12 protein-coding genes are annotated in these 12,400 nt (G+C 54.1%); 10 read left to right on the top strand and 2 right to left on the bottom strand.

Features of this window, described 5'->3' with window-relative positions:
- Window positions 1-51 precede the first annotated feature (51 nt).
- On the top strand, window positions 52-1,707 hold the full coding sequence (locus NSU14_RS02445) for an ABC transporter substrate-binding protein (protein ID WP_340942563.1): 1,656 nt from the start codon (window positions 52-54) through the stop codon (window positions 1,705-1,707).
- 81 nt (window positions 1,708-1,788) lie between these two features.
- On the opposite strand, the gene NSU14_RS02450 is transcribed toward NSU14_RS02445, so the two are convergent.
- Window positions 1,789-2,688, bottom strand: a complete 900-nt coding sequence (locus NSU14_RS02450; protein WP_039306940.1) for a LysR family transcriptional regulator — start codon at window positions 2,686-2,688, stop codon at window positions 1,789-1,791.
- Window positions 2,689-3,144: 456 nt separating this feature from the next.
- Here NSU14_RS02450 and NSU14_RS02455 point away from each other — a divergent pair, with 456 nt between their 5' ends.
- The 9 genes from NSU14_RS02455 (at window position 3,145) to NSU14_RS02495 (ending at window position 11,448) form a co-directional block, all read left to right on the top strand.
- Complete coding sequence (locus NSU14_RS02455) at window positions 3,145-3,810, top strand: succinate dehydrogenase cytochrome b558 subunit (protein ID WP_042139787.1); 666 nt, start codon at window positions 3,145-3,147, stop codon at window positions 3,808-3,810.
- A gap of 35 nt (window positions 3,811-3,845) precedes the next feature.
- Window positions 3,846-5,588 carry a succinate dehydrogenase flavoprotein subunit gene (gene sdhA / locus NSU14_RS02460; protein ID WP_076247508.1) on the top strand — a complete coding sequence of 581 codons (1,743 nt, stop codon included), beginning with the start codon at window positions 3,846-3,848 and terminating at the stop codon, window positions 5,586-5,588.
- 374 nt (window positions 5,589-5,962) lie between these two features.
- Complete coding sequence (gene sdhB / locus NSU14_RS02465) at window positions 5,963-6,727, top strand: succinate dehydrogenase iron-sulfur subunit (protein ID WP_042139785.1); 765 nt, start codon at window positions 5,963-5,965, stop codon at window positions 6,725-6,727.
- A 332-nt stretch (window positions 6,728-7,059) separates the two neighbouring features.
- Window positions 7,060-7,896, top strand: coding sequence for a DUF3891 family protein (locus NSU14_RS02470; protein WP_340942566.1), 837 nt, complete (start codon window positions 7,060-7,062; stop codon window positions 7,894-7,896).
- Between the two features lie 100 nt (window positions 7,897-7,996).
- Window positions 7,997-8,704 carry an ion channel gene (locus NSU14_RS02475; RefSeq protein ID WP_052422084.1) on the top strand — a complete coding sequence of 236 codons (708 nt, stop codon included), beginning with the start codon at window positions 7,997-7,999 and terminating at the stop codon, window positions 8,702-8,704.
- 19 nt (window positions 8,705-8,723) lie between these two features.
- The gene (locus NSU14_RS02480; protein WP_340942569.1) at window positions 8,724-8,852 is read left to right on the top strand and encodes a hypothetical protein; all 129 of its coding nucleotides are present in this window, start codon (window positions 8,724-8,726) and stop codon (window positions 8,850-8,852) included.
- A gap of 97 nt (window positions 8,853-8,949) precedes the next feature.
- Window positions 8,950-9,882: a metallophosphoesterase gene (locus NSU14_RS02485; RefSeq protein WP_336103704.1), complete on the top strand. Its 933-nt coding sequence runs from the start codon at window positions 8,950-8,952 to the stop codon at window positions 9,880-9,882.
- Between the two features lie 55 nt (window positions 9,883-9,937).
- Window positions 9,938-10,480, top strand: a complete 543-nt coding sequence (locus NSU14_RS02490; RefSeq protein ID WP_052422082.1) for a GNAT family N-acetyltransferase — start codon at window positions 9,938-9,940, stop codon at window positions 10,478-10,480.
- A gap of 218 nt (window positions 10,481-10,698) precedes the next feature.
- A complete protein-coding gene (locus tag NSU14_RS02495) occupies window positions 10,699-11,448 on the top strand; it encodes an NADPH-dependent oxidoreductase (protein ID WP_042139784.1) in 750 nt (249 codons plus the stop codon).
- 122 nt (window positions 11,449-11,570) lie between these two features.
- Here the strand turns inward: NSU14_RS02495 and NSU14_RS02500 are convergent, their stop codons facing one another.
- Window positions 11,571-12,380, bottom strand: coding sequence for a histidinol-phosphatase (locus NSU14_RS02500; protein WP_042139783.1), 810 nt, complete (start codon window positions 12,378-12,380; stop codon window positions 11,571-11,573).
- Window positions 12,381-12,400: the final 20 nt, after the last annotated feature.

Consider the following 12,400-nt stretch of genomic DNA (forward strand, 5'->3'; position numbering starts at 1 on the left):
AGTATATAGTAATTCTATTTGAATCCGAAAATTACAAATGGGGGAATTGCGATGAACAAAAAAGGTTTTGTTTCATTATTGATGGCGTCTGTGATGACGGCCGGTATGCTGGCCGGATGCTCCGGGGGAAATAACAACGCTAAGAATGACAACACTGAGCCTACCACAGCCCCGGCAGAATCAGCCGCAGCCACGAACCAGACTGAAGGAAGTTTCCCTGATTACTCCAAGGGCTTCGAGAAGAAGGTCTCGCTGGATATTCCGGTCTACGAACGGGCGTATGAGGGCTGGAATGTGTCCGATAACTATTATACCCGCTGGGTACAAGCTGAATTTGGCGACAAGTACAATATCGAAGTCAATTATGTACCGATTACCCGCGCCAAAGAGGTAACAGATTACGAGCAGCTGCTGGCATCGCATAAAGCCCCTGATATCATCTTCCATTACGACATGCCGCAAGCGCTTACTTATTATGGTGAGGATGTTATGCAGCCGCTGGATTATGCTGAAATCGAAAATTACGCACCAACCTATTGGAAAAACATGGGCTCCACTATTGAGCAGTATGGTACAGTGGATGATCAGAAAACCTTCTTCTTCGCTGCCCGCCCTGAAGCCGACAACTTCGTCAACATTATCCGCAAGGACTGGGTTGAAAAGGTTGGCATGAAGGTTGAAGATTTGACTTCCCTGGAGAAATACAACGAGATGCTGGCGAAATGGAAAGAGGCCGGACTCGGTGTGACCGGCGGCAACCTGCTGCAGAACTTCTATAACTTTAACTATGCCTTCCGTGAATGGCCGGTTGACGCGAAATACCGTGCGCTGTATTCCGATCTTAGCGTAGCTGACCTTACCACGGCTGATACAGAGGCTTACTTACGAAACCTGAACTATCAGTATAATAACGGTCTGCTTGATAAGGAATTCTATCTGCGTAACGACGAGCCTAAGGTCAAAGCTGAATTTGTTTCCGGCAAAACAGGGAACTTCGCCTTCTACCTGGCAAACAATACGGATGTCTTTGCTGCTACCCTGCAGAACAACCCGGATGCTGAATTTGCTGTAGTGCCTCCTTATGCAGGTGTTCCGGAAGGCAATAAGCCTCAAGGACGCGCCTACTGGCCGTTCGGCTTCATCATGGGGATTAACTATGAATCTACACCTGAGGAACGTGCTGCAGTCTGGATGTATCTGGAATGGCTCAGCCAGCCGGAGAACCTGTTCAAATTCCAGAACGGTATCGAAGGGGAGAACTATACACTTGATGCAGACGGTATTGCGCTGAAGAATCCAGATTACAAAGGCGAAGCTGTTCTGGCACAGAACAATAACAAAGATTACTGGGGCCTTGTAACTGAAATTGCACAGTATCCGGATGCAGCCAAAACCCGCACGGCTAATCTACGCAACTGGGCACCGGCCGGCTATGAGACGCTTGCTGATGATCTGGTGAAGTATTACGATGAAGTTGCCGAATTCCGTACACCGGATGCCCTGTTCAACGTTGTACTGGAGAAGGTAAACGAATACAAAGCAGACCTGAATACACTGTTCCAGGAACTGTATGTGAAGGTCGTGCTGGCTCCTGAAGCTGAATTCGATGCTACCTATGAAGCAGCCAAGAAGACTTACCTGGATGCAGGCTACCAGGAAGTTCTGGATGAGAAGCAAGCTGCCATTGATGCAGGTAAGTTCCGCTAATCCTATGTCATAAAATCTCTGTAACACATTCACCCGGCAGGCTATTCCGTAGCAATATGGAAGCTTGCCGGGTGATTTCTGTTATTCGCGTCCGGACAGGAACACTTCTTCTGTTACCTGCACGAGGCAGCGTGCTGCAGTGCTAAGTCCGCCGCTGCCCTGGTAGATCAGGCAGGTGGTCCGCTGCGTCTGTTCCAGCTCCTTGATGTGCAGGGAGACGAGTCCCCCGCCGTTCAGCAGCTCCGGGCGGAGATAAGACTTCGGCAGCAGCGCGGCCGCCTTGATGGTCGGCAGCAGCCGGACAATCGCTTCGAAGGAGTCGATCTCCATCCGCACATCGGGATCAACGCCGCAGCGCTGGAACAGATCATCAGTCGTCCGGCGGTACCAGGTGCCCTTGGAGAAGAGAATCATCGGCAGCCGGGAGAGATGCTCCATCGTGAGCCGCGGAGACTGGGCCAGCGGGTGGTGCTCGGCGACGACCAGCCGGAGCTGGTCCTCGAACAGCGGGATGCAGCGCAGCCCCGGCTCCTGAACCTGGGAGGCGATGATGCCGACATCGCATTTGCCCTCGCTGACTGCGGTAACCATCTCATGTGTCTTCCCGGTGATCAGCTTCAGCTCGGCCGCCGGGTATTTCTCCATGTAGGCATTCACCAGCGGAGGCAGTGTGGTTTGCAGTGTGGTCAGGCTGGCCCCCAGCGTGACGAGCTGCGGTTCGCCTTCCTTGAACTTGGACAACGCTTCCAGGAACTTGGAACGCTGCTGCCGCTGCTCCAGCGCGTAGGTATAAGTGAGCCGTCCTACCTCCGTAAGCTCCAGCCGCTTGCCGAAACGGTGAAACAGGGCGACCCCGAGCCGTTCCTCCAGCTTGGATATTTTGCGGGACAGAGCGGGCTGGGACAGGTTAAGCTGGCGGGAGGCCCGGTTCAGGCTGGAATGCTCCACAACTGCAGCAAAAGCGTCTAAATCATCGTACATTACAAGCACTCCTTTGTCCCGATCTGTAAACGGCGGATTGTATTAGAAGATTGCTGGTTAAGGATTCCAATGGATTAGTGATAAAAAGCATAGCCGGGAGCCGGGAGATACGTTGATTTATAGGAGTATTCGTCTGAAACTGAAGTGAATTCTCAGTCTAAATGAGAATTATTATCATATTAAAAATATTCTTATGCGTTTATTGTATAACGATTAATAATTAGATTGCAATTCCCTTATAAGCGAAAAAAGAGTAACATGAAAAGTGACACAAGATATTCACATATTGTGAATAATAAAGCAAAGTCCGGGAAAACAATGAAAAGTGGTGCAAATAGACATTTTGCTGCTTACTGCAGCCTGCCGCTGCCCTGTTTCAACTGTACTCCCGGCGGTGTATGCTCTTTAAAAAGATAATTTGAAAACGCTGTTTTAATTGGAAAGGGGACACTTTGCATGAGAGGATTTTATTCCAGAAAGATTCATTCCTTGCTCGGCATTATCCCGCTCGGGGCCTTTTTCCTTGAGCACATGCTGACGAACTTCGCAGCAGTAGAGGGTGGTGCTTCCGGTTTCACAGACAGTGTGCTCTGGCTGAACAGCCTGCCGCTGGTCTTCTTCCTGGAATTGTTCGGCATCTGGCTGCCACTGCTGTACCACGGAGTGTACGGCCTGTACATCGCTTATCAGTCGAAGCCGAACCTGAACCGCTACAATCTGGAAAGAAACTGGCGTTATACGCTGCAGCGCATCAGCGGAATCGTCACCTTCATCTTCATTGTCTGGCATCTGTACGATACCCGTGTCCAGGTGGCGCTTGGCAATGTAGAGCATGAAGAACTGGGCGGTGTCATGCACAATATTGTGACTAATCCGCTGCTGATGACCTTCTATATCATCGGTATTGTAGCAGCCTGCTTCCATTTCTCCAATGGCCTGTGGTCCTTCCTGATCAGCTGGGGTATTACTGTGGGGCCGCGTTCGCAGCGGGTGTCCTCTATCCTCTGTCTCGGTGTGTTCGTACTTGTTACCTTCATGTTCGTACTGTCACTGGTGACTTTCCGTGACGATGAATTTCAAACCGCAGCCACGGCGATGCAGTCGCTCCGCAGCTTTATTTAGGAATATACAGATTTTAATTCAGGAGGGGAACAATCATGGCATCAGCCGATATTATCATCGTGGGCGGCGGTCTGGCCGGCCTGATGGCTACCATTAAGGCCGCCGAATCCGGCGCGCATGTACATCTATTCTCACTGGTCCCTGTCAAAAGATCACATTCGGTCTGCGCGCAAGGCGGCATCAATGGCGCAGTAAATACAAAGGGCGAGGGCGACTCGCCCTGGGAGCATTTTGACGATACCGTCTACGGCGGCGACTTCCTGGCCAACCAGCCCCCGGTCAAAGCCATGTGCGAAGCCGCACCGGGCATTATCCACCTGATGGACCGGATGGGCGTCATGTTCAACCGCACGCCGGAGGGGCTGCTCGACTTCCGCCGGTTCGGCGGGACGAAGCGCCACCGGACAGCGTTCGCCGGAGCGACAACCGGCCAGCAGCTGCTGTATGCGCTGGATGAGCAGGTGCGCCGCTGGGAAGCCGAAGGCCTGGTGACCAAGAGCGAGAACTGGGAATTCCTCTCCGTTATTCTCGATGACGAGCGTGTATGCCGCGGCATCAGCGCCCAGAATCTGAAGACGATGGAGATTCAGACCTTCCCGGCGGATGCGGTCATTCTGGCCAGCGGCGGCCCGGGGATTATTTTCGGCAAAACAACGAACTCGGTCATCAATACTGGAACCGCTGCAAGCGCTGTATATCAGCAGGGTGTGCATTATGCGAACGGGGAATTCATCCAGATCCACCCGACAGCCATCCCGGGCGATGACAAGCTGCGGCTGATGTCGGAATCGGCGCGCGGCGAAGGCGGACGTATCTGGACCTACAAGGACGGCAAGCCGTGGTATTTCCTCGAAGAGAAATATCCTTCCTACGGCAATCTGGTGCCGCGCGATATCGCAACACGTGAGATTTTCAATGTGTGTGTGGATCAGGGACTGGGCATTAACGGCGAGAACATGGTATACCTGGATCTTTCGCATAAGGACCCGAAGGAGCTCGACGTCAAGCTGGGCGGTATTATCGAGATCTACGAGAAGTTCATGGGCGATGATCCCCGCAAAATTCCGATGAAAATCTTCCCCGCTGTGCATTATTCGATGGGCGGCATGTGGGTTGACTATAACCAGATGACGAATATTCCCGGCTTGTTCGCCGCAGGGGAATGTGAATATCAGTACCACGGGGCGAACCGCCTTGGCGCGAACTCGCTGGTATCGGCCATTTATGGCGGTATGGTCTCCGGGCCGAAGGCTGTGGAATATATCAAAGGCCTCAAGAAGTCGGTCCAGGATATCTCCTCCACGGTGTTCGACAGCTTTCACAAGACTCAGACGGACAAATATGAGTCTCTGCTGGGGATGACAGGCACGGAGAATGCTTACGTAATCCACAAGGAGCTTGGCGAATGGATGACGGCTAACATGACCGTGGTGCGTGAGAACAAGAAGCTTGAAGCGACCATCGGCAAAATCAAAGAGCTGAAGGAACGCTACCGCAACATTAACATGAGCGACACTTCACGCTGGAGCAACCAGGGCGTTGCCTTCACGCGCCAGCTGTGGAATATGCTGGAGCTGTCAGAAGCAATGACCCTCGGAGCGCTGCTGCGCAACGAGAGCCGGGGGGCGCATTACAAGCCGGAGTTCCCGACGCGCAATGATGAGGAATTCCTCAAGACGACCAAAGCCGCCTGGACGCCTGACGGCCCGCAAATCTCATACGACGAAGTCGATGTCTCGCTGATTCCTCCGCGGGTCCGGGATTACTCGAAGGACTGATAGGACGAAGCGGCAGTACAGTAGGGACGCTGAATTGCTGGCATGTCCTGGCGGCGGGGAATCTGCAGTTTAACTGTATTTCATACAGCTATTCCTGCACCGCTGCCGCATGGGAGACGAATAACTGTATTCAGTGCAGTTAGAATCTTCTGGACTGGCTGGAATGAGCCTTTTTATGAAATATAAATGTATAAAGTGCAGTTAAATCGTAAATTAGGCTGGAACCCCTGGTTTTAATTGTACAAAGTGCAGTTAGCGCCGGAATCGAAAGATCATCAATACGTTAAAAGCTTAAAGCGTGTGCTTCCGGAGCGAGTTTGGCGAACTGGATTCGGAGAAGGCTATGCTATCCAAAATTTTAGGAGGTAACTGACATGGCGGAAACTGCAGCAGCTCCCAAAAACGTAAAATTTATCATTACCCGCCAAGACGAGCCGGAAACGAACCCGTATACGGAGGAGTTCGAGCTTGCCTACCGTCCGGGAATGAATGTGATCAGCGCGCTGATGGAAATCCAGCGCAATCCGGTGAACGCGAAGGGTGACAATACGGTCCCGGTGTGCTGGGAATCGAATTGTCTGGAGGAAGTATGCGGCGCCTGTTCCATGGTGATCAACGGCAAGCCCCGGCAGGCCTGCGCAGCGCTGATCGATAACCTGGAGCAGCCGGTGCGCATTGAGCCGATGAAGACCTTCCCGGTAGTCCGTGACCTGGTGATTGACCGCAGCCGGATGTTCAATGCCCTGAAGCGGGTTAAGGCCTGGATTCCGATCGACGGCACTTATGATCTGGGTCCGGGACCCCGGATGCCGGAGAAGAAGCGCCAGTGGGCTTATGAGTTATCCAAGTGCATGACCTGCGGTGTCTGCCTGGAGGCTTGCCCGAATGTCAATGAGAAGACCAATTTCATCGGTCCTGCAGCCATCTCGCAGGTGCGCCTGTTCAACGCCCACCCTACAGGTGAGATGAACTCCGATGAGCGCCTGGAGGCACTGATGGAAGACGGCGGTATCGACGGCTGCGGCAACTCGCAGAACTGCGTGCGCGCCTGCCCGAAGGGAATTCCGCTGACCACCTCCATTGCCGAGATCAACAAGCAGACGACGAAGCATATGTTCAAGCGCTGGCTGGGCGTGTAACGATACAGCTTGCATTTTCTTTACGATTTATATCTGCGGCAGTGTAATCAGCTGCTATCCTTAAACCACAGGCCGTTCAGGAGTATTTCCTGAACGGCCTGTTTGCGCCAGGAGTTCATTTCCTGTTCCGGTTGGAACTGGAAAGGGCTATTGCAGCCGGATATGTTTCTTTCAGGGTGGAAAAAGGGTACATTTTTAGACAGTCTTATATTGTGTTGCGCATACAATAGAGCCGTTAAGGTGCGCCGCATTCCAATAAATATAGGTGGATATGTTATAATCTACATAGTGGATGGCAGGATTCAGACAGCGGATAACGGGGAGGAATTACAGTGATTTGTCGTGAACAGGACGGAGCGTTTGTGATGGTGAAGCAGCATGAGCACGGGCTGCTGGCCGGGGAGTTTGCGAAGTGGTTCAAGGAGGAGCATACGCCTGCGGAAGGCCGCCGGGAGGAGGTGCTGCGGGCGGTGAGCAATCATGACCGGGGCTGGATCGATCTGGATGAGACGCCGTTCTGGAACGATGCGGAAGATGCGCCGTACAGCTTCATCGACTTCCCGGTTGTGCCTAAGCTGACTTTTTATAGACGGGGCATCAACGAGGTTGAAGCGGATACGCCTTATGGGGCGCTGCTGTGCAGCTCTCATTTCGAACGGCTGATCGAGGTATCGGGAGAGGAATGCCCGGAGCTCACCCGGTATCTGCAGGATGAAGCGGAGCGCAGAGCCCGTATCCACCGTGAGCTGGAGCAGAGCCGGCCGCTTGAAGAAGGCGAACTGTATTATGACGCCAGACTGCTGCAGTTCTGTGATGACCTGTCGCTGTTTCTGGCGCTGAGCGAGCCGGGCAGCGCCGAGTCCGAGAAGCATCCCTGGTTCGCAGACGGCTTCTCGGGCAGCGAGGAATTCAGCTTCACATCCGGACGTGCGATTCAGGCAGAGTGGCAGGACAACGCTACGCTGACGCTTACCCCGTTCCCGTTCACGAAAGAGATCGGAGTAAGCTTCAAGCTGCGGCGGGTCAGCCGCAAGGATATAGAGCATAAAGGCATCGCTCTGGCATACAAGGAGACACCGGAGGAAGAATGCCGGATCACTGTAATCAGCGGAGCAGGAGAAGACGATGTGCAGGTGAAGACAGTTACCGGTGAACGCACTGCCGGTTAGGCACAGGGGGCAGGGACGGGTCGCAGCATTTTATCTGTGAGGATAACGGTACCTTCAGGGCAGGACAGGAGTCCGGGGCCGTAGAACAGGAGAGTAAGGCATGGCGTGGTGGATATGGATTTTCAATTTTGCTGTAATCATATTGCTGGCGCTGTGGTTTCTCCGGATTAAGCTGAGCTGGATGGGCAAAGGCGTTCTGCTGGCTCCCATTCTGATCTATGCCCTGATTTCGGTTGAGGATCTGCTGAACCTGATCGATCTGGGCACCATTGTACCCGGCAACCGGGGACTGCGCGGTCTGATTCTGATTTTTGTCCTGGCTTCGGTCCTGTTCTATATTCTGTTTATTTTTCATGAGATCAAGGACTCCAACAGCAAGGAAGTCAGGCTGCAGCAGACACTGGTCCGGATCAGCATCGCGGCGTTTACCTGCATTATTTTTTTTACAGTCGTATATACATCCATATATAAGCTGTTTGGCCAGTCCTCTTTCCAGGGCGAGGGGATAGGCCAGGATCTGCTCAGCCAGCTGATCACCTTCCTGTACTTCAGCGTAGCTACATTTACGACAGTCGGTTACGGGGATGTGGCCCCCATAGATAACACTTCGCGGCTTGTTGTAGTTATGCAGATCTGCTTCAGCTTCATAACCGTTGCCTATGCCCTGTCCATGCTGGGCTTGTTCCGCAAAATTCTCGGACCCGGCACCACTGAAGAGGAGATTGAGGCGGCTATAGAAGTGGACATTGATGACAAAGTGGAAGAAGCTGTAACGGATAAGCATGAGGAGAGAGAGCAGGAAGAATAGGAAGAAAAGGAAGCACCGGATGAACGGGAAGCACCGGATGCCGGAACCCCGCCGAAGCGGCCTTGAAGCAATAAGATGTCTGATGAACCAGCGGATTAGCCTGACGATTAGCCTGACGATTAGCCGTATCTCAGGCGCTGATGAATGAACCGGAGGAAATATTGCCAATAAGCGCAACATGCTCTGTATACGAACATAAGCGGCATTAACCGAATAGATTTCAGGATAGAAAGGAGAATCTCCCTATGAGTACAAAATCGTCCGGGGGCTCTCCCAGGTCTGACCTGCCGGCAGCAGGCACCGGCGGTCATACCCCTCCGCAGAAAGAGGGGGCCGGCGGCCGCAAAATGACCCGCCGCCAGTTCCTCGCCCGGGGGGCGGCAACCGTAGTTGGCGCCGGCCTGCTTACCGGCGGCTATGCCTGGCAGGGCGAGCCGAACTGGCTGGAGATTACGCGGAGGGAGCTGCCGCTGAAGGATCTCCCTTCGGCTTTTGCCGGTACCCGGCTCGTTCATTTCAGCGATGTGCATCTGGGCTTCAACAAGGATGCGCATGATCTGGCCCGGCTGACTAAGCACATCAAGGAGGAGAAGCCGGATCTGATCTGCTTCACCGGGGATATTGTGGACAGCTACGCCGAGGATTTGACAGACTCGGTCGCTATACTGGCAGAGCTTGAAGCTCCGCTGGGCAAGTACGCCATCCTGGGCAACCATGATTACAAGAATACGGAGCTGCTTACCCGCCTGCTGAACGAGTCCGGCTTCCGTGTGCTGCGGAACCAGTCCTACCTGATCAAGCAGGGCGGCGCTGTGATGGCGGTGGCAGGACTGGACGATATGCTGCATGGCAAGCCGGACCCGGAGGCCGCAATCCAGGGCATCCCGGACGGCACGTTCACGGTGCTGATGATGCATGAGCCGGATTACGCCGATACGGCGGAAGGGTATCCGTTTCACCTGCAGCTCTCGGGGCACAGCCACGGCGGTCAGATCCGTCTGCCGCTGCTGGGTGCGCCGTTCACGCCTTACGGCTCGCAGAAATACATAGACGGCCTGTATTACACAGAGAATAAGGCGATGCCGGTGTATGTGAACAGGGGATTCGGCGAAACCATGATGCCGCTGCGCTTCATGTGCCGGCCGGAGCTTACTGTACTGACTCTGCGCCGGGAGTAAGACGGCAGAGCTTGAGGATGCGGCTTAACGAGAGCAGCAGAAGAGGGTGAAGTTCATGAGCACTTATGAAGCGATTATGGGTATGGCGCTGCAGGGAGCGGCGGTAGAACTGAAAAGTATGGCATCCGCTGACGGTGCAGTGCTGCGGGCGCTGCTCTCCCATCCGGAGGTGCAGCCGCATATTCAGCTGCGCCAGGGCTCATCCTCCCAGCAGGGCGTTCTGGATAAGCTGGTGAACCGGATGCTGCATGGTTATGACCCTTGCGCATTGCATGCAGGCATCTATCTCAAAGGACAGCCGGAGCTGATCGGATCGGTCTCCCTGCAGAACTGGAACCGGCATGAGGGCAAGGCGGTGCTGGGGTATATGCTTAATCCTGCATGGTGGGGGCGCGGTTTCGCCACTGAAGCACTGGGGCTGCTGCTGGCCTACGGGTTCCGCGAACTGGAGCTGCTGAAGGTGGAGGGACGCTGCCGCGGGGACAACCTCAGATCGGAGCAGGTGATGCTCAAGAATGGTCTGACCCTGGAGCGGACACTGCCGATGGCGGACGGCTCGGGCGATGTAATGAAAGTATTCACATTGTTACACAATTGAAATAATGCCGTTATCAAACTCTAACAGTCTCCGGTTAAACTAAGTACATGACCCCCTTTTGAAAATATAACTGCTGTTGGGACCCGATGATTCGGGTCCATTTTTTTGTGGCGTGCCGTATGCCGATTCCGGTTTCACCGCATTCTGCTGGCGGTAGCCGGAGTCATTAGGCTATGATGGATATATCGAAACAGCATTTGGCGAGGAGGACATAACTCTTGAACGAAGTGATTAGACTACTTACGAACCACCGCTCTTTCCGGCAATATACAAGGCAGGCGGTAGAACCAGAGAAGCTGAAGACCATAATTGAGGCAGCCCAGGCCGCACCATCCTGGGTGAACGGCCAGCAGGTATCGGTCATTGCGGTACGCAGCGAAGAACGGAAGCGGCAGCTGTCGGTATTGAGCGGGAACCAGAAGCATGTGGCCGAAGCGCCGGTATTCCTGGTGTTCTGCATGGACTTTCACCGGGCCCGGCTGGCGGCAGAGCTGGAAGACCAGCCGTTTGAAGCGGCAGGAGATGTGGATGCGCTGCTGGTCGGTGCAACCGATGTCGGCATCGCTTTAGCGAATGCGGTGGCTGCTGCGGAGTCGCTGGGACTGGGGATTATCCCGATCGGCGGCGTGCGCCGCCGCACAGCGGAAGTGATTGAGCTGCTGCAGCTGCCCGAATATGTATTCCCGGTGGCCGGCCTGTGTATTGGCTATCCGGGTGAAGAGCTGCCGAAGAAGCCGCGCCTGCCTATGGCGGCTGTGTATCATGAAGAAACATATAACCCTGATCAGAAAGCCCTGATCCAAGAGTACAATGAGACCCACCGCGAGTCACTTAGGGCTCAAGGGCTGACCGAGAGGGATTGGAGCAGTACAATTGCCCGCTTCTATGCCCTGAATCCGCAGTACGGCGACGCCGGGCGGACGCTGAAGCAGCAGGGCTTCACCTGCGATAATCTGAATAAGGAATAACCATAGCAAAAATGCACCGCAGCGGTAACGGCGGACGATGGCAAGCATCGTCAACAGCCGGACCGCATGCGGTGCATTTATTTTGTCCAGCAGAGAATTAAGCCGTCTCCGTTATCCTACAGCTATAGTCCTACTGTAATCTTCTCGCGCCGTTTGTAGTAGACCCAGTGCTTAAATCCGATCTCCTTGAGCCGCGCGGCAACGTTATTGCGCTGATCAGCCACCCGGGAAGGCTTATGGGCATCGGAGCCGAAGCTGACCTCCACGCCGAAATGCAGCGCCCGCTCCAGAATCTCATCCGACGGATACCAGCCGCCGCACAGCTTGGTGCCGCCCGAGGTGTTGATCTCGATGGCCAGCCCGCATTCGCTGATTGCGCTTAAGGCTTCATCAATCTCCCGGGGAGCGGAGATTTCCGAGAACTGCGGATAGTTGCCCTTCATCGCATCAATGTGTCCGAGGATCTGGAACATGCCGCTGCGCGCGGATTCGGCGATCAGCCGGTAATACTCCGCTTTGGCTGCCAGCTTCTGCTTTGGACCCAGACCCTTCCAGCGGCTTTTATTAAATATGCTGTTGCCGTCCACGCTGTGCACCGAACCGATCACATAGTCAAACGGATAGGCGGCCAGCGTCTTCCGGTACAGCTCCGCATGCTCGGGGAAATAGTCGGACTCAATGCCGAGCAGGACATCAATGCGGCCTTCGTACTCCTTTTGCAGAGCCAGTACTTCCTCTACGTAGTGGACAAGCTCCGATTTGGCCATCGCGATACGCGGAAAAGCCTGCTCGGACGGACTTCCGAAATAGGGCGTGTGATCGGAAATTCCGATTACATCAAGACCCGCGGTTATTCCGGCTTCAATATAATCCCTGATGCTTCCGTCAGCATGACCGCAGCGGAAATGATGGGTATGCAGGTCGAAATTCATAGAGGTAACATCTCCTTAGG

Source organism: Paenibacillus sp. FSL R10-2771 (assembly GCF_038000205.1).
Classification (GTDB): Bacteria; Bacillota; Bacilli; order Paenibacillales; family Paenibacillaceae; genus Paenibacillus_AQ; species Paenibacillus_AQ phytohabitans.

What these genes read in the sequence shown, in the direction of transcription:
- NSU14_RS02445 (WP_340942563.1), top strand. Translation starts at nt 52, where the DNA reads ATGAACAAAAAAGGTTTTGTTTCATTATTGATGGCGTCTGTGATGACG.
- NSU14_RS02450 (WP_039306940.1), bottom strand. Translation starts at nt 2,688, where the DNA reads ATGTACGATGATTTAGACGCTTTTGCTGCAGTTGTGGAGCATTCCAGC.
- NSU14_RS02455 (WP_042139787.1), top strand. Translation starts at nt 3,145, where the DNA reads ATGAGAGGATTTTATTCCAGAAAGATTCATTCCTTGCTCGGCATTATC.
- sdhA (WP_076247508.1), top strand. Translation starts at nt 3,846, where the DNA reads ATGGCATCAGCCGATATTATCATCGTGGGCGGCGGTCTGGCCGGCCTG.
- sdhB (WP_042139785.1), top strand. Translation starts at nt 5,963, where the DNA reads ATGGCGGAAACTGCAGCAGCTCCCAAAAACGTAAAATTTATCATTACC.
- NSU14_RS02475 (WP_052422084.1), top strand. Translation starts at nt 7,997, where the DNA reads ATGGCGTGGTGGATATGGATTTTCAATTTTGCTGTAATCATATTGCTG.
- NSU14_RS02480 (WP_340942569.1), top strand. Translation starts at nt 8,724, where the DNA reads ATGAACGGGAAGCACCGGATGCCGGAACCCCGCCGAAGCGGCCTTGAA.
- NSU14_RS02485 (WP_336103704.1), top strand. Translation starts at nt 8,950, where the DNA reads ATGAGTACAAAATCGTCCGGGGGCTCTCCCAGGTCTGACCTGCCGGCA.
- NSU14_RS02490 (WP_052422082.1), top strand. Translation starts at nt 9,938, where the DNA reads ATGAGCACTTATGAAGCGATTATGGGTATGGCGCTGCAGGGAGCGGCG.
- NSU14_RS02500 (WP_042139783.1), bottom strand. Translation starts at nt 12,380, where the DNA reads ATGAATTTCGACCTGCATACCCATCATTTCCGCTGCGGTCATGCTGAC.